Source organism: Oceanobacillus sp. NCCP-135, from assembly GCF_059698015.1.
This window is the reverse complement of record NZ_BAAKSZ010000001.1, coordinates 35360-57776: the sequence shown is the minus strand read 5'-3', so window position 1 is coordinate 57776 and position 22417 is coordinate 35360. Positions and strand designations below refer to the sequence as shown.

Sequence of the window (22417 nt, the reverse complement as noted above, 5' to 3'; positions counted from 1 at the left end):
AATGAAAAGAGCTAATGGGGATTAATCCAAGAATTATGGTATATCAACTATTGATACTATTTCCCACTCTTTCTTCTTACCATTATTTCCTCATTTACAAAGCTATACATTTTATTCACACCCGCTTCTGTCGCCTCAAAATCATATGCACTCTCCATTTTTATTCCAATACTACTTGCTTCCTTTACTGCATCCATGTTTGCACCTAAAAATATAAATTCCCAATTGTGTTTTTCCTGTTGATTGATGATGAGTGTTTTTACTTTTTCATAGGTGAACTCCTTACTCGCATTTTCCAGGCCATCTGTTGTAATTACAACTATTATCTTGCCAGGTCTTAGTGCTTCAACTGTTTCACTTAATCTATTTCCAACAGCCACAATCGTTTTTCCCACTGCATCCAATAGTGCCGTATATCCTCTTACATAATATTCTTTCTCTGTCAGTTTTGTAGTTTTCACATCCATTCCACTCCACAATATTTCATACTCATGATCAAAAAGCACCGTTGTTAACAGTGTATCCCCTGGCTGATTGGCTTGGTTTTCAATCATCGAATTAAAACCACCAATTGTATCCTTTTCAAGCCCTGCCATTGAACCACTTCTATCCAGCAAAAATATAATTTCCGTCAGTTCCTTATTCATCAAAATCATCCTTCCATTATAATTATGCTATAATTATAATAGTAGTTTTCCATCAATCGGTCGCCTGCAAAGGGACATTTAGGGAGGTGCTGACATTGCTGAATCAGAAACTCTTTAATGAGCTGGAAGCTTACATACAATTGCATTTGGAAGAAGACCATGTATTATACAATAAAGCTAGTGAAGAAATCGAAAGTGACCTCGATATACAGGAAAATAAATTGGATGATTACATAAAAAATAACCGGCAGCCCACAGTGCAGCAAGTATTATTTGACTTCATTGATCAATCAGGGCTTAGCGAACCTGAAGTTTATCATAAAGCTGGAATTGATCGTAGGCATTTTTCCAAAATAAGGAGCAACGCAAACTACCTTCCAAGGAAAAACAGTCTAATTGCTCTTGCCCTTGCACTTGAGTTAAATAAAGAAGAAACAGATAGACTCCTAAGTTCTGCTGGCTATTCCTTATCTAAAAGTAATGAAAAAGATTTGATCCTGCAATTCTGTCTTGAGAAAAAAATGTATAATATCCATGATGTGAATATGGCTCTGGATCATTATGGTTTGGAGCCATTATTGGGGTAGGACTTTTGTGTAGTAAGCAAAAAAGAATGACTGCAACCGGAAATTGTTACAGTCATTCTTTTCATTCCTATTTTACTTTCAAACACGCTCATTCTTCGCCATCAATTCAACCTACTTTACAACCATACCATCTTTCGCAAAAGGTGATAGCCGTATTTTTTAAGCAATCCACTATAGTAAATATCGACCGTTATGTACGAAATCTGATCTAAGAATCATTGGTTATTAAGCTATTCTGAGATAAAAGTCTCTCTGGACATTAGACAATATCAATCGTAAATGTGTATTTTTCATAAATTTGATCGATTTTCTCTTCATCATCCTCTAAGATAAGATAGTAATTTTTTCGTTTATCATAATAGGTTGATTTGAACACAAATTTCACACGAAATGCTCGCTCTGTTGCCTGGGATGAGAAACTATCTGCAATTAATCTATTTTCATTCGACACCCTCTTGCCAACTTCATCAACAAAATAGGCGACTAAATATCTTGGTCGATTTTTATTCTCCACTTTAGCAGTTTGGAAAAATTCCAAGTAAGTAATGGGATTTGTAATTTTCCTTGTTGGTGTTGTTAATTTTACATCCACTTTCACAGACGCATTAACGGATGATTTGCTTCGATCATTTTTAAAGGTAATAACTGGAACCACAATCTCCTGAAGCATGGCACCACCATGAACATAATTTGCACCAGCTCCTTGAATGGCAAATCGGTTAATCCCTTTTGGAATGGTAACAAACAGGTTCTTTTCCTGCTTCAAAATATATTCCATGGAATACGTTAACGTTCCCTCCACTTCTGCCTGTTTATCCGATACAGAAAATCTCCGCTTCGTTAGGATCGTATCTTCCATGTTATTTGGCAGCTTTTGACTCTCAGCAATCGGCTTACGTTGATAAATAAAGCCATGATCTGCTGTAATTAATATATTGGAAGCACTCGTATCCACGACTAACCGATTTACAAGCAAACGAATGTCTTTTATGGCATCTTCAGCTGCTGCAAAAACTTCCATCTCTGTTGCAGCATTATCCCCTTTTGCATCAATCGTATTATGATAAATATAGACGACCTTTTTCCCTTGAATGGTTTGTCGAAAGGCTGCTCGATTCATTCCTGCAATATCACTAAATTTTACTGCCAACGAATCCTGTCTATTTTGCTCTACTATCTGATTCCGATTGATGATACCAGAAGAATTCACACCATTGATGGAAATCTTTCCATCATCCGTAAATTCCATCTGTTTGTATGGCAATAAGGCGGCCATTCCAAGAGCAGTATATGATGGCAGTACACTTTGAATTGCAGCAATTTCTGTCGTTGCTTTACGTTCATTATTTAATACATTCATTAGTTCTTTTGCTGCTTCATATCTTAATGCATCTGAAATAATCACAAATACTCGTTCATCATTTGATTGAAAGCCCTGAACCCAATCACGATAAAAATCTTTCTGTTGAAGGGTACCGGGGATCGGCCATCCTTTATCCTCTGTTCTCTCCAAGCTTTCGCCCCATTTCAGTGCCAGTTCCTCAATAAAGCGATTCGCATACAGGTTCTCAACCTTTTCACATAAGACAAATATTCGCTCATTTTCTTCTATCTGGTCATAGGCTACATAAAATTTCCGATAAGCCATATCTATCTTATAATAATCATTAACATATGCCTTGAACAGCTGACTTGCAGATTGTTCTGGAATAAAAGAATCGATGTCATGCATGCGACGGATTATTTCTGATGCATGATAAATTGCTTCATATTCATGTTCGTATTCCGGGTACCAATGTAGTCTGCGTCGTTCAGCTATAATCTCAGCATAGTAATCAAAATGAGTTAAGTTATTCGTCAATTGGTCAACAAGATACATGATTATCTTTTCATCAAAATTCCTAAATGCATCCATGTGAATCATGTCATTTATATCCCATTGACTAATGTAATCAGCTGCTTGAATTGTTTCTGCAACCCGATTTGACAGTTGATTATATACTTGACGTTCATCACGATGGTTCATCCACTGATCCATAAATACAATGACATTTGCTGGTCGAATACTTATATAATTTTGCCAGTGTTCTGGAAACTCCACTGCTTGATTTTGTTGCGAAAGATACGTAATGATTAAAAAAGTCAGAAGTGAATCGATTGATTTTTCAGGAAGAGAATAACCATAATATTTCTCCATCAACTGCCAGAACTTCACTTCCCCCCCATACTTATGGATGTTTTCCCAAACAGTTTGATCGCCGGCCTTTTGTTTACGCAGCAATGCTTTCAAAATATCATCCATCGTGTTTGTCGTGCTTTTACTTAATGCTGCCAGTACGTTTAAATCAACCGCTTCTTCGGTATATGTATTTACAGGAAACTTACGAAAGGCTTGAAATCGAGACTTATTATTAAAAAAATGTTTATATGCTTTAAACGTTTCTCTGAGGCTGTCATCGGTTATATCCAATTCACGCATAATGACAGTTATTTTATCCGTAGCAAATTCATAACCTAATTTATATAAATCATACAACCAATCTTCACGTGGGTTTGGCTTTGGCATGTTCGCATAAAGCAGAAAGTGGCTTTTTGTATCCTTCTTTTCCAGCTCGTATTTCGTAGCAAATAAATTATCTGTGGTTACTTTCCACACTCTAATATTATCCAACTGGATCCAGTCGATATCATCAATGAATTCACCTTCTTCGTCGTACCAAAATACAATATGACGCTTCCTTCCATTCGTTAATTCTTTTTGATACATATCATTTAATACACGATGTATTTCTTTTAAATTCATATCCAACCCTGCCTTTGTAACAGAAGTCGGAGGATAGAGGTTGGAAGTCAAATAAAAAAACTCGACCATCCCCTACTCTCCTTGTCAGTAACCTCTGAATGAATTCTTTCATATCTAATTCGGTTTTATATTTTAGCAAGTACATTTGCCTTTAGCGATGTCTTGCCTTCACCACGCGGAATCTCTACACCTTGAAATTTGCCATAATTCACTTTCACACCATCATCCAGATCTAAATTGAGCTTTTGATTTGCTACATGAGCGATAACCTGATCATAGCTTTGACATTCCAATAATTGCGTTTGTAGTTTTTCTTTTTGCTTCTTTGCTCTCGTTTTCTCTTGTTTGGAAACATCTGCTTCAAGCATGATATCCATTCGGTTCATTTCTTCTTCATATTTCCTTTGCTGTGCATGTAAATACTCTGTTCTTACCCGAGCAACCAACCCTGGCTCATAGCGATGTAAGTAGACAAGTGCTTTAAAGCCATCCTGCTTTCCACTGTCAAATAACCAGTAAATCGGCCGCTTTTGGTAGGTTTGCACGTGGTCTTTGTAAAATTCTTTTAGGAAATAGCGACGAATCCGCTGTCTGGACGTTTCGCTAGCTCTTTTGGTCAAAGTGTCTGCAATGAAATCCAAATTTTCTTCCAGGTTTTCTTGTCCAAAAATTGTTTTCATGATTGTAATAAAACGGGAAACAATATCATCTTCAAAGTAAGCATCATCTGTAATTGGGATAACATTGTCTGCGTCAACCTTAAAGGATTTGTATTTATCCAGGTCGAATTCACCACCTGCAAATGCGAGACCCTCTTCGTCCAGGGAATAACGTCCAAGCATTAAACCAACTGCATAGGATAGGAAGGTTTTCACATCACGCAGCTGATCCGCACGTCTAACTGTGACCTCTTTCTCTTCCACTTCTGATGTAAGCTCATCCTGCAAGCCGTATAGATCAATAAATATCCGGTTTAGTTCTTCTTCATTGGCTTTTAATGTTTGAAAACGTTGTTCTGCTTCTTGCTGCCAGTTTGAGTATGCTTCAGCAATTTTGGTTCCACCCATTTTAAATTCGATGAATGGATGGGTTTTGAAATCCCAGGATGTTTCGAATGAGTCCCAGTCGGATTTTGAGATTGAGATACAATCTATTACTAATAAATCTATTTCTTTTTCAATGCTATCTATATAAATAAAAGGTATATTTCCAATATCTCTTACATTAAAGTTTAATGTAGGTGATAATACCTCTAACAACTTTATACTAACTTTAGAATTTAGCAATCCCTGAATATAATGCTTATTTTCACTTTCAAACATACAAAAACCAGCATTAGAAAAAAGAAATCCTGCTTTAAAGTCTCTAACACTTAATGAACCACTAGTTATCGCTGTCCAAGTCAACCCTTCCTTAAAGTAAAATTCGATATTAGTAATTGTCCTTGTTACAGAATTGTATTTTTCCATAGCCAGTTGTTTCATCTCATATCCATCATTCTCCCAATTAACAACTGATTCATTGTTACCATAATATTTTCTAAATTCACCACCGTGGTTAATTGGAAACCATTTCTTATTTGACTTATTTGCGGATTCAAGACTATTAGAATCGAAACTAATAAAATTTCTATTTACTTCAGACCAGTTCTTAATAAATTTGTTATTATTTAAGGTTTTCATACCTTGCCTTGGTTTTGATACAGAGCTTATCCTTCTATTATTATAGAAAGCACTTCTTAAACTATCACTTGCCCAGTACGCAATTGGCGAACCAGGAATATCTGAAAACCCATCTTGAGTTCTATTATAGTGCAAATTATTATTATAAAATGCTTTTTTCTTTACTTCTGCATCATGAATTTCAGTAAGACGGACAAAAGTAGCTATAAAATCAGTAATTTTTCCCTTTTTCAAAACAAAAGATGTTGTTTGCACTACTTCTCCACCAATTTCAGAAAAAGCTTTAGTACCCAAATGAATCATAGAAAGAATTTGCTGATCACTTAAAATGTTTTTCCTTAAGTCCTCAAATGATGATAGAAACATCCATGAATGTTGATTGACAATCCCTATTAGTCCATTTTCTTTAGCAAAATGGATAGCGACTTCAATAAATACAGCATAAAGATCAGCACTGGATTCTTTATGTTTTTCCCTAACGAATTTTAAAAGCTCTACGTTCATCCCTCTTTGACCCATATAAGGCGGATTCGTCACAACTACATCATATTTCGTTGCAAGAATTGCAGCCTGGTCAATTAATCGTTGAATAACCGGCAGCGAATGATCCTTAAAATCCATTTCAAACATATCATCAAACTCATTTTCTTTTAACGCAGTAATGCGTTCCTTCAAAGCTACTAAATTGACCTCTGGAACTTCAATAATTGAACCTAATAATTTTCCATCCTTGAATGTATCAATTAGCACTTCGACATCATCTTGAAGATCTGTATCTCCTGCAAATATATCTACATCCTCATCAGACACCACGTCGCTTTCTTCAATCCAATGAAGATTACTTGCTATTTGTGTATCAAACAAACGATAATTATAGCTTCTTGCTTTCATCATCACAGAAAAATGTGCCAGTTGCACTGCACGTGGATCGATATCCAATCCAAACAGGTTATTTTCGATAATTAATTTTGGTATATCCTGTTCCCGATATCCTTGTGATTTATAAAGTTCATAGAAAACTTCAAATGCATAGACCAGAATATGACCGGAACCCATACATGGATCGAAAAATGTAATGGTTTCAGGCTTTAAATTAGCATTCTTTAATTGATTCAAATGTCGGGCAACACTCTCTGGTTGCTCAGCAGCTTCTAAATAATATGGGAGCTTCTCCTGAAGAGCATGATCAGGATGAGATTCTAACCATAAACGACCAAGAGAATTATCTACCATGTATTGTACAATCCATCTTGGTGTAAATAATTCCGTTGCTGCAGGGATATTTTCCTTACTAATTTTTTTGTTTTTCTTCAAATCAGCAAAAACTTCGGTCTTTTTCTCGGAAATATAGTATTGATAAAGCCAGCCGATAATCTCTACTTCTTCTGTCCAATCTTCTTCTGGAATCAGTGTGACCAGATCATAAACAACAGAAGTCTCTGCTAATAATTGATTGGGAATAAGAAGTTCCGTATAATCTTGAATTTCTTCAAACATCATCGGCATAATCTCGCCCAACTTATTACACTGCTTAATCAAAATGTATTTAAACAAATCCTCGGTCTCATTTGCGTCCTGCAGTTCGTACACTTTTTGCTCATCAAGATCTAACTCATCAACAAGCATAAGCACTTCTGTCAATACATCCGGTTCTTTTTTACCATCTTCAATCGAAGAAAACACTCGAATACCAGTCGGCAGGTAGTCATTTGCTTCCATAAATCTGAGTGCAATAAACCGATTAAACCAAGTGTATGCTGCTTCTTCAATTACCTGTTCATAGCCTTTTTGTCTCATTTCACGGATCAGTTTTTCCCGTTGCTTAATTTCATATTTCTTATAAAATTTTTGATTGATTAAGAAGCCGTCCTGATAGATCTCCGCATGCTTTATCGCAGCCTCCGTAATCCCTAATTCAAAAGCTTTTTGGGCAACTGCTTCCATTAACTTATTTCTTGCAGTGACGGCAAACTTCTTGATTGCACCTTTATCCATGGCTATCCTCCAATATCATTAACAATTCATAATATATTAACCGAGAATGTACTTTGGAAATCGATTTTCACTCTTAATAAATTCATTCGTTTTCTTTAAACGTTCCCTCGGTTTTATATTATTTTTAACTGCATTTTCATACACGTCTTTCCAATCTTCTACACGTTGCCAATACATTATTAATTCTAACAAAATATACAATTTCACTTCTTCAATTCTTTGAATAGCATGCCTTTTGTAAAAATCCACTGCTAGTTTGTATTCACCTAACATACTTTGTGTCATAAAGATCATTTCAACCAAATCGTTAATATATTTTTCATCATAGTAATCAATTGATTTTTTGTTTAACTTGCCGGCTTTTTTTAGGCTCGTTTGTTTTTCCTTGAGAAGCTTTTCAGCAATCTTCACCATTCTTTCTTTCAGCGGGGCATTGTTTAAGGTTTCCAGCAAAGAAACCCATAAAGAACTTGTTAAGGTATCACGGTCCACTCCATTTTCCAGCACAAGTTTCAGTGAGTCAGTGATCCATTTGTCAGGTTCATCTACACCCTTCTTCAACAATACAACTCGTTTCAGAAAATCCTCTTGAGGTATTTTCAGCGTATAGAAAGGTTCATCACTCGCAAATACATAATGTCCGGAAGCATAACAGAACAGTTTGTATAATTCTTCCATAAGTAATGCACAAGCTTCTTGATGTTCAGGTTGCCCTGAGAGTGCAGTTACCTGATCAATTAATTTTTTCGCAGTAAACCGCCAACCCGATCGTTCCTTTTTTGAGATAACCCGATTTGGAGCAAAATAATTCTGTGCACGGGCATTTTCTAAAAAAATATGCACCTCATGTTCTACAGAGTCAAAGTCCACGTTTGATACAGTTCGTGTAGTATTTTTCCTAATTTTTTTTAAGCTCTCCGGATTTTCAATTAATTGATCGATTTCCTTTGCTTCACGCATTTTTTTCGGAAATTGCTTATACATTTCCACTATCAACTGCTGCAACTCGTCCTTCTTTCGATTCTTGATCATCCCTCGCAATTCATTTACTTTCATAGCTTTTACAATCTCCTTTGTTTCACACTAAATTAATCGTTGTATCTTCTTCTAGTTCATTAAGAAGCTTCGTTCTAAGCTCTTCCACCAAACTATCAATATCTTCTTCTGATTTAAGCATTTTCGTTCCTTTTAAAATCCTATTTTTGCTTAATGTTTTTGTTTTTCTTGGACGAATAGATGGTTTTTCATCCTCCTCATCAGGGTCACCATCTGGATTTATTGGTGGAATGACGCTCGCTTTTTCTCGTTCAATCTCATCCAAACAACGCACCTTCAACCGATCACTTTCCACTTGCATGGCTACTGCTTCATAGAGATTGTTCGTATGATCAAGTCTCTCTTCCAATGTTTGGAACCGAATCCTGAAAGTTCTCAGGAAGATTGCATTCATTTTTTCGTCTTTCTCCAGTTCATCCAAAACCTCCTGCAAATCTTCTCTGATTGCCGCTTTCACAGGTTTACATTCTTCTTCTAATAACTCAACAAAATGTTCATCAAACGTTTGATATAATCCAGGCAATTCCTGAATCATATCAAATGGTTCTGCCTGATGGATAATTTTATCTATCCTTTCTACCGTTTCATTAATCCCCTTATCCGTCACATAGGTACGATTATTTTCAAAGATAGTAAGCCGTTTCATTGCTTCATCGAATTTATCTCGCTGATTTTCAAAAAACCCTTTTATTTCTTTCACATTATTCGCATATTCCTTTAACGCACGACGGACTTCCAGGATTTTTTTATAATACGTTGCGGTATCCTTTATATTTAATAACGATTCAATGATTTGTTTACCTTCTTTTATTACTTCTTCACCTGGATAATATTTATTTCGATAGTTTGCCAGCAAATCGACGAGCTTGTCCTTTTCCTGATGAAGCAGTTCATTAAATCGGTGCTTAAGTCCATCTTCATCTGTTGGCAATGCAGAAACACCAAATAACTCTTTACTTAAATTGCGAACATTTTTCAGTAAAATTGGCGTGATCCGTTCTCTTTTATTAACAACAACCCGATCCACATAATCCCGTTTTGTCATATAATTGATTAAACTGATCTCTTCTAGCTGCAACTGTCTCCCAGCTAATTGTAATTTGATTTCCTGTGCTTTAAACAAATGCAACAAAAGGGCTGTCGTATCCATTTCCAGCCAGCCATAGGGTTGTTTGGCAAAGGTTGTTGTGATACTTTTTATCGTCATTTGCTGATTTCTAGCGGTTAAACGAGCCACATAATTATCTACTTCTTTGATTGCCAGGTGATTTGACTCATTATTATTATCCATGGACAGCTGTTCCGATGAAGTGATTATCGATTGTAAATCTTTTGGAGTATCAACAAATTCAGTAATGTAATCCAGTTTATTGTACAGTGATTTGATTAGTGTTCGAAATGCATCATTGATTCGATCTGCAGGACTTTTTTTATTAATGTCCATCTGCTGTGAGTTTACAAAAACTTCCCCCTTTTTTAATGCTTCTGTTAAGTAGGTGGTAATTCGCTCACGACGGGTGGTTACTTCCCTTGTCTTTCGGGTTTTAATATCTTCAACCGCCTGTGACACAGAAGCACCACTTTTTATTTTTAAATAGGCCCCGATTTTTAAAATTTCTTCCATTTCCTCCAGATAAGATGTATCCTGCGGCAGTTTTAAGATTACGTTATTTTCCCTTATTGATAACATTTTCAATTCGGATGCATTATAATCTATGGAAGCATCTGCATAAGGGGTCAGAACTCTTACCCCAATATCATTGGATTGTGTACGAATAGGGCGATCATCAATAAATGCATTAAATGCAAAATGATGTTTCGCTGAATAGCGATACTTTCTATCTTTATATATTCCTTCAAAAATTTCTTCGCCTATCTTCTGAATAACTTCCGATGTTTCCACATGCATACTTTTAATTTCACGGTTTACATCCTGTTCATCATTTGTCAGGAAAATATATTCATCGCCATTTTTCTGGATTAATGTTTGACCAATCAGACGTGATAAGGATTTTTCAATGTCTTTTTTTAGTTCAAGTTTATCTACATCCATATGATCCACCATTAATGTAGCGATATTTTCCAGATTTGCTGGCAGTTCTTTTACATATTTAATGAGGAACAGAAGTTTAAGTAATTTCACATCAAATGTATCCAGCTTCGAATTCGTACGCGCATGTATAATTACACTACGAATACTATGATCTAAAAAAGATTCAATTGTTTCGTAAAATGCTGCAAATGGTACAAGTGTCCCTTCCTCCCTATCAGCAAAATGAATGGCTGACTCCTGAAAGGCACTTAATAAGGAACGTTCCCCTTCTGCTAAATGACGGCCAGAGGCTCCATGAATTCGCACACCAGCAAATACCTTTTGCAGTAAATTAAACTGATATGGGATAAATGGGTATACATCAATAAAGTCATGTTCATTCGTATATTTTTTCATTTCCGCACTGTTATCCGTGAAGGTTAATAAGTTATGTAAAATCGCACTATTTTTCCGATATACTTCTTCTAATGTTTGCTTTCCAGCTTCATTTTTCATTAAGATACGCTTTTTAATAACCTCATCAACAAATGCACTGGACAAACTTAGCTTCGTATCAAAGCGACCCTGGATTTTGGAAAAGTCATTGCCTTTGACACTTAATACCGAGTCGATATCTTCTTGACTTGTTACGGCAATCCATGCCCTCCCCTTACACTGGCGGCCAAGTTCATGTACGATCGTTTGTAAATTAAGCATCGCATTGGAATTATCCCCGATATATTGACCAACTTCATCAATTAAAAAAGCAATGTGATGATTTTCTCCTTTGGATTCAATATATTCTTTAACACGTTTAACAAACCGCTCAATGCTGATGGTGTAATCCTGCTCTGCGCGCTCAAACCAATTTCTGGCGGCTTCTTCACTCATTTGTGTTGTTTTCGAAAGTGCTTCAATGATTGCATCCTCTTCGTAGTAAAAATCTTCCCGAGCCTCTTCCCACTGATTTCCGGAAATGTCTCTGAATGTAGCCTTAAAGCCTTCATAGGTTCCGTCATTATGCATATTTCGCTCAATTTCAGCAATCCACGGAATAGCACCACAGAAGCCCTGCATTTCATTAAATACTTTATTTAACACTTTTACAATCGAATCCTTATCTGCCATGGAATCCGATTCACTTTTTGCGTCAATATCAAAAAGAACAACATCTGTTGTAATGTTGCCTGCTTTTTTTAAATCTTCCAGAATCTCTGGATCCTGAATTTTATCATCAAAGAAGTCAACTGCATGTGTATCATGAATCATTCGATTTTCTATTAAATAGGATAGTATTTTTAAAAAGTGTGATTTACCAGATCCGAAGAACCCGGAAATCCATACACCAATCTTATCTGTCGGGCTGTCAATCCCTTTTCTATATGCTGCGAAGAAATCGCCAATGTGTTTATGTAGTTCATTTGTTACAACATACTCCTCAAGCTCCTGATAGATATTCTGATCATCATCTTGTCCAACCTTAACGACACCTTTAATGTCACGATCGATTCTACGATCAAACATTTTCTTTATCTGCATGATAGCTCCCCCTTTAATAATCCACTAGCTGAAATGCTCGGTAGTAATTATCATCTTTTATTTCACCGAAAAGCCGAAGTTCCTGGCCATTATATCGACCTGGGAAAAACAGTATGACGGGAATCTGCCCAACTGCTTTATATAAATTATTTAATATAACGTGGGATCGAATGATTGGAAATGCCTTGCCAATTCCTGTGATAAATATAATGTCATTTCTCTGAACCTGTTTTGCTATGTAATTGATAACTAAATCATTGTTCAATGTTAACCTGAGTGATTTTCGGGTTGCATTAAGTACATGCTGACTTCCTTTTTTCTGTTCCATTTGGAAATTCTTCTGTAAATATCCCTTACCATCTAAAATTTCAAGAATGACTTCATATAAATCAAATTCAATTATTCGTTTCATTGATGACTCTTTGTTTACTTGTTCCTTCAAAAAGGCCACATGATTTCTAACGATCATCTCGTATTCCGGCTGATAATCAAAAATATGGTAGCCGACTTCATTTCCCAGTCCCTTATTTTCTTTAAAGGAAGGGTTCATGATCTTTGGCAGTATTTCATCAAGTCGTTCATGAATTGTTTTCATTACTTTGATTCACCCCCAACAATTACATTTATTAACCTTGGTTCATCTGTAGTACGAATATAATCCAAAATATCGGGATCCATGATTGGCTGCACAATTTCCCTGTTTTTTTTCTGATTTGTTAACAATCCTGCTTCAACAAGGATTCTGATGTATACCTGCTGTAATTTATAAAAGGTATTATCTTTCCAGTGAGCAACCGTTTGACTTTGTTGCCGTTTGGCTTCAAAGAACCGATTAAAATCACTGTCTGTAATGACTAAATCACGATAAGTGAATTTTTCAAAATATACTTCATTTATAAATTCATAAAATAGCCTATCCGTTTTGAGTATGGAAAAAAGTACAATAATTTTACTTGTGTTTATACCGCTTGTTGTAATTTTTGTAATCAAGTACATATCCAGGACTTTTAATCGTTTGAGGATGGTTGAAGCAATTTCTCTTTTTCGAGCTTCTGATTTTACCTGGAATATATTCTGATCAATTACTTGTTTCTTTATCTCCATTTCGCTTAACCCTTGTAATATTAGCTCTGCAAGCTTTTTTGTTTCTATATAGAAAAAAGCTCGAGATTTTATTGTCGACCGATAAGCTAATTTGTTTTCCATTTTTATACATTCCTTGGTTCGGTATTTAGTTCTATTTTATCATGTTGTGTGTTGTGATTCTACATATAAAATATGGGCGGGATTTATTTTTCTGATTAATTTGATATTTTATTATTTTTTAAGTAATGTGTTATAAAATTATGATACGAATTACATTCAATTTTTTATACAAATTTCAGTTGGAAAAACATTATTATTGATGTTTGCCCCTGACGGCTTAACAGTTAGCCATAATTCCCCTGTGAACCTTGATGTGATATGATTCTAACAAAGATAATGACTCATCAAATGCGGCCATAATTCCCCTGTGAACCTTGATGTGATATGATTACCCGTTTAAGTCAATCTTACCGCTGTAGCCATAATTCCCCTGTGAACCTTGATGTGATATGATTTTTGCCAGGATGCTGTGGAGTTCATTGTAGCCATAATTCCCCTGTGAACCTTGATGTGATATGATAGCATTCTCCTCACTTAATCTAGCAATCTGGCCATAATTCCCCTGTGAACCTTGATGTGATATGATTCAGTAGTAGAGGAGGCCTAAAACATGCGAGCCATAATTCCCCTGTGAACCTTGATGTGATATGATCATACGTGTCTTTTGTTTGATTCCATCTAAGCCATAATTCCCCTGTGAACCTTGATGTGATATGATACCACTACATTCCGTGATGTCTTTGAAACGGCCATAATTCCCCTGTGAACCTTGATGTGATATGATAACTCTTCAAATACAGCCGGAACAGGGAGTGCCATAATTCCCCTGTGAACCTTGATGTGATATGATCATTATTGATGGTTTCCAAGGTGCGGGCGGGCCATAATTCCCCTGTGAACCTTGATGTGATATGATGATTGATAGTGTCATGACAGCGCATGGGAAGCCATAATTCCCCTGTGAACCTTGATGTGATATGATTGTAGCATCTGCTACTCCTGTACCGCCGGAGCCATAATTCCCCTGTGAACCTTGATGTGATATGATGGAGGCATAATTCATCCCAATTCTTAATGGGCCATAATTCCCCTGTGAACCTTGATGTGATATGATATAAGAGTATAAAGACCTGGTTCATTCACGCCATAATTCCCCTGTGAACCTTGATGTGATATGATGGTTCTGATGAGTGAACGGTCGGAAGAGATGCCATAATTCCCCTGTGAACCTTGATGTGATATGATAGTTTATTTATTGGTAAGAATTGTGAGAAAGCCATAATTCCCCTGTGAACCTTGATGTGATATGATGCTGTCTGTGATGGGGATTCTCCCAAATAGGCCATAATTCCCCTGTGAACCTTGATGTGATATGATGTTGCGTGTGAGGCGCAGGGTATGAACGCAGCCATAATTCCCCTGTGAACCTTGATGTGATATGATGGGGAAATTAAAAGAAGCCTGTTCGAAAACGCCATAATTCCCCTGTGAACCTTGATGTGATATGATTCTTTCCAATTCCTCCACACGCTTTGCCTGGCCATAATTCCCCTGTGAACCTTGATGTGATATGATGGTTCAAGAGGGGACACCTCGATAACCGCGCCATAATTCCCCTGTGAACCTTGATGTGATATGATTGCAGGATTAGCAGGAACAGGATTATTTGAGCCATAATTCCCCTGTGAACCTTGATGTGATATGATATTATTTGCCAGTCTTACAGAAACACTAGCGCCATAATTCCCCTGTGAACCTTGATGTGATATGATCTTTCCCCAACCAATAGCATCAGTTTTTAAGCCATAATTCCCCTGTGAACCTTGATGTGATATGATTTCTAATAAATTAAACTGAGTAACCTCGTAGCCATAATTCCCCTGTGAACCTTGATGTGATATGATAGAAAATGTGAGAACTCTTGAACTGGAGGTGCCATAATTCCCCTGTGAACCTTGATGTGATATGATAGAAGCAAGGAAAGATAAACTATATTATGAGCCATAATTCCCCTGTGAACCTTGATGTGATATGATTGATGACGGACTTACACCTGCTTGGGATGTGCCATAATTCCCCTGTGAACCTTGATGTGATATGATGTTTGATAAGTCTGTATGGGAGATGGATGAGCCATAATTCCCCTGTGAACCTTGATGTGATATGATGGGGAGTTTGTATATGTCTGAGAAACTAGAGCCATAATTCCCCTGTGAACCTTGATGTGATATGATTGGACAGTCGGTCAAGAGATAGGCTTTGAAGCCATAATTCCCCTGTGAACCTTGATGTGATATGATAAGACTTATTTATAACATCATCCCGCCTGAGCCATAATTCCCCTGTGAACCTTGATGTGATATGATTTGCAAGCTCGTGTTCAAGAGGAAGAGTCGCCATAATTCCCCTGTGAACCTTGATGTGATATGATCTCGGGTATGATGCAGAATGGCAAGTGCTTGCCATAATTCCCCTGTGAACCTTGATGTGATATGATTAACAAAAACTATTCGCATTATCCCCAGCGCCATAATTCCCCTGTGAACCTTGATGTGATATGATCCGGACTTCGGTAATAAGCACTTGTGTAATGCCATAATTCCCCTGTGAACCTTGATGTGATATGATGTTTATGAATGGGAAGTATATGCCGTCTTTGCCATAATTCCCCTGTGAACCTTGATGTGATATGATCGAGCCGAAAAAGAAAAACGTAAATTCATAGCCATAATTCCCCTGTGAACCTTGATGTGATATGATAAGCAAACGAAACATTAGAGCAACACAACGGCCATAATTCCCCTGTGAACCTTGATGTGATATGATATTTTTGAAAAGAACTTTAAGGCAAAAGCAGCCATAATTCCCCTGTGAACCTTGATGTGATATGATTTTTATTTGGTTTAACAGGTGCTTGCTCCGGCCATAATTCCCCTGTGAACCTTGATGTGATATGATTCAATTCGTTTTGGCGCAACACGTGGTGGAGCCATAATTCCCCTGTGAACCTTGATGTGATATGATATCCGTATTCGTGCATACGACGGTACTTCTGCCATAATTCCCCTGTGAACCTTGATGTGATATGATGTAACTATAACGGACAACCTCGCCAAAATTGCCATAATTCCCCTGTGAACCTTGATGTGATATGATAAAAGCAAAGATACAGTTTTAGCATGGAGCGCCATAATTCCCCTGTGAACCTTGATGTGATATGATAGCGAGTAATTGATTACTATCTAGCCCATCGCCATAATTCCCCTGTGAACCTTGATGTGATATGATCGGTACTTGGGTACACCTGTTGATGGTGTGGCCATAATTCCCCTGTGAACCTTGATGTGATATGATACATGGCGCTAAAACCCTTGATTCTTCCCCGTTTCAAGGGTTTCTTTCTATTAAAAATGGTAATAGATTTGACTGAAAGTGATCATTAATTTTATTTTTTCAATAAAATAACAACAAAAAAATACCTGCAAATTATTTTGCAAGTATTTTTTTAAAAGAAATCTATTTTATTTGAACCTAATTCTTCTTCGGCTGTCGATGTCCCCAGTAAAATTTCCATATTTTCAAATTGTTTTTCTGTAATCTTCATTGCACGGATTGCTCCATTTACAGGTGGAAGATTTTCGTGTAATCTTTTCATATGCTTTTGAACCCCATCATTCCCATTGCAAATTCTTGTGTAAACAGAAAACTGAAGCATTGTATACCCATCTTCCAATAAAAACCTGCGAAATCGTGCATATGCCCTTCTTTCTCTTTTTAATACCACCGGCAAATCAAAAAAAACTATTATTCTCATGAATCTACTCATATGCGTGGGTAGCTAAATTAGTTAATTCGGGAAGTAATAATAAGTTTGCATCCTGCTGCCGGCAAGCTGAAACAAAACTCTTTATCATATTATCAACTCCATGCGTAACACTTAATCTTTCTTCTTTCCAAATTGCTTCAATATCTAGCACTTGAAAAAGCATTTTACGGATTGCTGGTGACCATTCCAATTCATCAGTAACATTAATTGCAATTATTACATCTACAAATGGTCTCAATACTTCCATAAAATCATCAGCTAAATTAAAAGCATTGGTCTGGCTGTCATGGAATACCCCAAAGCTAGGAGTAAATCCATATCTAATAAGTGCCCTTGCTACCAGTGAGCGAATAATGCTGTATCCATAATTCAACGAAATATTATAAACATTCTCTTCCCTTCGCTGGAATCCATCACCGAATAATGCTTCAAAATATAACTTTGCCCCATATGCTTCACGATTTGTACGATCGCCAGAATCCACACTTCGACTGATAGCATATAACTTCTGTGCTTCTTCGCCTTTATGTATTAATTCTAAACACCTTGCTTGATTCTCTAGTTTTCGAATAACAATTTTTTGCCAGATCCGCTTTCTAAATGGTTTCCCTATAGCTAGTTGCATTTCCAATACGGATTTTTGCCTGGAATGCCTGTGAAAAGGTTGTATAATTCCACTAGGCATTCGCTTTTTGTCACAAATGATAAGTTCAACATGATATTCGGTACACTTACTCAAAAGTACATTTGTTATAGTAATTGCAGGATCTTCTAGTGTTATTGTTACTATATCCTCTAAAGGTATTTTAATAGATTCTTCCTGTTTAATGACCAATTGCTCATGAACTGTCGATAATTTTGCTGGATTTCGTATTATAAGATGTCTAAACGCCATAACGTTTTTCCTTATGAACTCTAGTCAAATCACCTAGAGGGCTAGTTTGGTATTTTTCTAGCATTTGCATTCCTTTAGATCCAATAGCATCCTTATAACTGTTCATATGATCAATAATGTTAATTTGGGCTGTTCCGGTATGGACTCCTTTATAATAAAAGATTCCTTCAGTCCAAACTATAATTTCACCATTATTTAATTTTGAAGTTTTTTCCCTAGGCATTCTTAGTCTTATTATATCGTTAGGGAATAAATTGAATAGAAACTCATAATCTGATGTTATCATATCCCACTCATTGTAAGGTTTTAACGCAGTAATAAATCTATCAGGTACTCTCTTAGATAAAACATCACTCACATAAACCGGAGCCAAATAAAACTTTCCATTTACCTTATGCCTAAACACTTCCGTCCTAGCAATACTCGCATTTTCCGCAACCGTTTTATCATCCAAATGAAACACCTGATTAGCGGTTGTTTCAATCTTTACACTGCGAATAATCGGGGCATTTTCAGGTTTCTTAGACGGTTTATAAAGTACTGTACTGAATGCTTTGGATGCATCTTTTTCACTTTCTAAATATCTATTTTTAATTGCTTGATATGTTTTAGGATCTGATTTTCTTCCATACATTGGAAAATCGCCATTTTTATCAAATTTAATATCTGCTAAAGCATACTTCTTCACCATTAGATTTAAACCTTTTTCAGTAAACCCACGGTGCCTTCTAATTGTCTCTTCATGTATCTGACCCTTTACAGACCGCTTTGGCATCCTGGAAACAAATATAGGCTTTACACTATTAATAAATTCCTCATCATAACTAGCTAGCGATAGACTCTCTAATGCTAACTTCAATCTTTCCGGATCTTGTAGCATTCTGGCTTCCAATTCTTTGGTAAACCCTTCCCACGGTTCCGGGAATCTCTCCCCTTTTCGTTTCAATAATTGTGAAGCATGAATTTCACTATGCTTGAAATAATTACTAACCCGGTGTTGGAATGGCAGACTTACAGCAACTAATGCAGCATCTAAAGCATGATGAAGATCATTCTCTACCCGATCCTTATTAAAGCCCCAACGTTTCCTCATAAGAGAGGTGTAAGCACCATTTACAGTATATACATACTGTTTGCGCCCTTCTTCTTCTCTAAATTGTAAATTATCTTCAATAAATCCTTTCAAAAATCGAGTAATATATCTTGTATCATTTAAATGTCTTGATTTGAAGGTCTCCGCTTGTTCCTCATCAAAATTTTTCTTCAGTAACAAATCTTTTTTCTTTTTGCGAACCTTTAATGAATTGACGTAAGATATATACTGATCCCATCTCACCACATCACTTCCATACCATTCAAATGGCGTTCTGTTTTTCTTGTTTTGGTTTTCTTTTGACAAAACCAGTACTTTATTTGCATTACTATCATCAAAACTGCGGCTATATGGAATAATATGATCGACTTCCGCAAATCCGTAATCAAATAAACGATCCATTGGAATTTCCTGAAGCGAATAAGCACAACGGCCATCTTGTTCTTGCCATAATTTATATTTCAAGATATCATGTCCTCGCGGAACACTAAATTCCGGGTGAAGTTCTTGAATCCGATCTTTGGCCTTTTCATTTATTTTGCGATTTTTATTATATTGTTTTTCAATCTCTTTTCTCTCTGTATAATGACGCCCCATCTCCCTAGCCATTTCGATATAAATATAAGATGGAGAACCATATCGTTTAATAATCGCATTGAGAATTTTTCTGGTTTGGGATATTGAACGAATCACAACCGGATTTGCAATATCATCTGCAGGTATGACTGGCAACAACTTTTTCTTCTCCGTTCCTATTTTTTGATTAAAATTATATCCTACCTTTTCACATGCTTCATGATAAAGACAGCCATCTTCTAAATATGGGATGAGTTTATTTAATGCTTTTAAAGATAAATGGCCAAATTTTGAAAATGATAGATTTAAAAGTTCCTCAATCAATTCTTTACTGTAAGGTCGATTGGCAAGATTATTAATTCTTCTTCCGTTTTCATTCACATATTCATTCAGCAAATAGTCACGTGTATCAATATCATCTTTATAAACAGTTATTGCATAGGCGAATGTATCATAATCAATCGGACGATACGATTCAGCCAATGTCTTTCCTTCTACATCTTTCACAATCTTTTTCAGTTGATAATATCCATCGAGTGATAGAAACTTTTTATTTTCATTCTTCTCATTTGATTCACTTGGATCATAAAATAGCTCATTAAATCTTTCATGATCCTGTAATTGAAGTTTATTACGAAGATCCTTATATTTTACTTCCTTTTTATTCAGCAAGCTCTCCAAAACTACTTGTCGTTCCTCTGTTGTAAGTCGGCGTTGAGGAGTTTTATCGGAAATAATACGCAAACGATTAATTTTATCCAGTCCTCGAAATTTTTCAAATGTATAGGTGAACTTAGGTGCCCGTTTTTCATTTGGTTCGAAGGTACACTTTCCAATTCGTTTTGAGATATCCTCTTGCGTTGAAAACGGACGTTGAGAACTCCAAATTCTTATGTATTCTTCCTCATTTTCTTTCCTGGCAAAGTGGTGACCTAATTCACGTTGTTTTTCAAATACATCCCGTATTTCCTTTTCTATTTCTCCTCTTGCCAGAACATGGGAGTAGTCTCCACCTTTATTACGTTTCAAACCCCTGAACTTTTCATCTAAAATTAACATTTCAGCAACAGTTCGGTATCCTTTCTCCTGCATTAGATTTGCATTCTCTTTTACTGCCTTTAAGAGAACACCACCCTCTCCATCTTTTGTCTCACTTTTGCGATTGGATTTAAATCCTCTATTTTTTGCATAATGAATTAAAATACGCGCAAATTCACGGTTCGTTAATTTTCGTTCTACACCATTTACCCTGATCAGCCAAATATCCAAGTCTTCGTCTTTCCATTCATACAGATGATTAGCTTCCACTTCAGATAACAGACCTTGATTTATTATTAAATTACGCACTCGCCCTACACGATAACGGCGTCGTCTCAGTCTTTTTCTTGCTGATCTTGCTTCCCTTCTTGGTGCTGCCAAGGAAGAACCATTTTTAGGATTTTCAGCTGCATCAAACATGCGGGAATTCAAATCTTCAATTCGTTCCTTATCTAAATTAATTACAGCCCAACCAACAGATGAAATCCCAATATCAAGTCCAATACTGTATTTCACTAGAATCACCCTATATTATGTATTTTTAGTTCGATATGCCTGTTTTAGGTATAAAAAAAAATGACTAAAAGCATTTAGTCATAGTTGTTGTGGGGAACTCCGCAGATATTGCGGAGCTAGGCGATCCCCAACGCCACGGCATAATGCCTTACCATAATAACTTACCTGTGAACCTTGATGTGACATGATTCTACGACCTACCCCTAGGTCGTTAATACCATATTACAAAATATATCCAATTATGTCAATATATATTGTGATTTTATGAAATTTTCTATTTTTATTTTTTCGCTTTCCTTTAGATTTCAACAGAAGTTTTGTTATGACATAGAGGAGTTGTTATCGAATAGGTTACATTTTTTGGATATTACATATTCAATATATAAAACATCCTGTATTTTCAAACCTACTGCATTTAAACTGGTAAAGCTTTTACATATTTGGCTGATGAAAAATCTTAACTTTTCATCTGGAATTTATAAAAATAAAATAAATATTTGTAAAGGAAAATAAAAAAGCCATCTTCATATATTCATGAAATGGCTTAAACTTATGAGCCGTACAGGATTTGAACCTGTGACCCCTTCCCTGTCAAGGAAGTATTCTCCCGCTGAACTAACGGCTCGTAATAATAGTAACGCTTATTGTAAATAAACGTTCAAGGTAAATTTACAATTTCGTATGTGAATATCGATAAGCTTACTATATCGAAGGTGTCAATCTCTGTCAATATAAAATTTTTCCTGATCGATTAAATCATCCAGTCAAACTGTTTGTGTCAGATCAAATCAAGCTTTCGTCCGGTTATGCTAGCCAATCCATCCAGCCAAAAGCTAAAGCACAATAAGTTCTGTATGGCATTGCAGCTTATCTCTGTATATATTCAGCCTAAAACCGCTTTCATTAGGTCTCAGGTTATTATTATCCAATCCAATCAGCGATTTATCCAGCCTACAAGGTAAATTTGTTAAGCCCCAGCATAATCA

At 36.2% G+C, this 22417-nt stretch carries 11 protein-coding genes, 1 tRNA gene and 1 CRISPR repeat array; of the genes, 1 reads left to right on the top strand and 11 read right to left on the bottom strand.

From position 1 onward, the window contains the following. Positions 1–56 precede the first annotated feature (56 nt). Positions 57–647, bottom strand: coding sequence for a vWA domain-containing protein (locus tag AC6HVZ_RS00240; RefSeq protein WP_497556116.1), 591 nt, complete (start codon positions 645–647; stop codon positions 57–59). Between the two features lie 86 nt (positions 648–733). Here AC6HVZ_RS00240 and AC6HVZ_RS00235 point away from each other — a divergent pair, with 86 nt between their 5' ends. After that, positions 734–1234: a hypothetical protein gene (locus AC6HVZ_RS00235; protein WP_497556115.1), complete on the top strand. Its 501-nt coding sequence runs from the start codon at positions 734–736 to the stop codon at positions 1232–1234. 259 nt (positions 1235–1493) lie between these two features. Here the strand turns inward: AC6HVZ_RS00235 and pglZ are convergent, their stop codons facing one another. From pglZ to AC6HVZ_RS00185, 10 genes are all read right to left on the bottom strand, one after another. Continuing rightward, entirely contained in the window at positions 1494–4106 is a 2613-nt protein-coding gene (pglZ, locus tag AC6HVZ_RS00230; protein WP_497556114.1) for a BREX-1 system phosphatase PglZ type A, read from the bottom strand. A gap of 56 nt (positions 4107–4162) precedes the next feature. Beyond that, positions 4163–7714, bottom strand: a complete 3552-nt coding sequence (pglX, locus tag AC6HVZ_RS00225) for a BREX-1 system adenine-specific DNA-methyltransferase PglX (protein WP_497556113.1) — start codon at positions 7712–7714, stop codon at positions 4163–4165. Positions 7715–7750: 36 nt separating this feature from the next. Beyond that, on the bottom strand, positions 7751–8770 hold the full coding sequence (locus tag AC6HVZ_RS00220; RefSeq protein WP_497556112.1) for a hypothetical protein: 1020 nt from the start codon (positions 8768–8770) through the stop codon (positions 7751–7753). A gap of 22 nt (positions 8771–8792) precedes the next feature. Further along, a complete protein-coding gene (gene brxC, locus AC6HVZ_RS00215; protein ID WP_497556111.1) occupies positions 8793–12341 on the bottom strand; it encodes a BREX system P-loop protein BrxC in 3549 nt (1182 codons plus the stop codon). A gap of 13 nt (positions 12342–12354) precedes the next feature. Beyond that, entirely contained in the window at positions 12355–12936 is a 582-nt protein-coding gene (locus tag AC6HVZ_RS00210) for a DUF1788 domain-containing protein (RefSeq protein ID WP_497556110.1), read from the bottom strand. After that, positions 12936–13547 carry a DUF1819 family protein gene (locus AC6HVZ_RS00205; protein ID WP_497556109.1) on the bottom strand — a complete coding sequence of 204 codons (612 nt, stop codon included), beginning with the start codon at positions 13545–13547 and terminating at the stop codon, positions 12936–12938. The genes AC6HVZ_RS00210 and AC6HVZ_RS00205 overlap by 1 nt, the downstream gene beginning before the upstream one ends. A gap of 227 nt (positions 13548–13774) precedes the next feature. Next, positions 13775–16841: a CRISPR direct-repeat array (repeat unit 36 nt; unit sequence GCCATAATTCCCCTGTGAACCTTGATGTGATATGAT). A gap of 151 nt (positions 16842–16992) precedes the next feature. Next, complete coding sequence (cas2, locus tag AC6HVZ_RS00200) at positions 16993–17301, bottom strand: CRISPR-associated endonuclease Cas2 (RefSeq protein ID WP_497556108.1); 309 nt, start codon at positions 17299–17301, stop codon at positions 16993–16995. 4 nt (positions 17302–17305) lie between these two features. Continuing rightward, the gene (gene cas1, locus AC6HVZ_RS00195) at positions 17306–18208 is read right to left on the bottom strand and encodes a type II CRISPR-associated endonuclease Cas1 (RefSeq protein ID WP_497556107.1); all 903 of its coding nucleotides are present in this window, start codon (positions 18206–18208) and stop codon (positions 17306–17308) included. Next, positions 18198–21431 carry a type II CRISPR RNA-guided endonuclease Cas9 gene (gene cas9, locus AC6HVZ_RS00190; protein WP_497556106.1) on the bottom strand — a complete coding sequence of 1078 codons (3234 nt, stop codon included), beginning with the start codon at positions 21429–21431 and terminating at the stop codon, positions 18198–18200. Before cas9 ends, cas1 begins: the two co-directional genes overlap by 11 nt. A gap of 553 nt (positions 21432–21984) precedes the next feature. Then, positions 21985–22056, bottom strand: a tRNA-Val gene (locus AC6HVZ_RS00185). Positions 22057–22417: the final 361 nt, after the last annotated feature.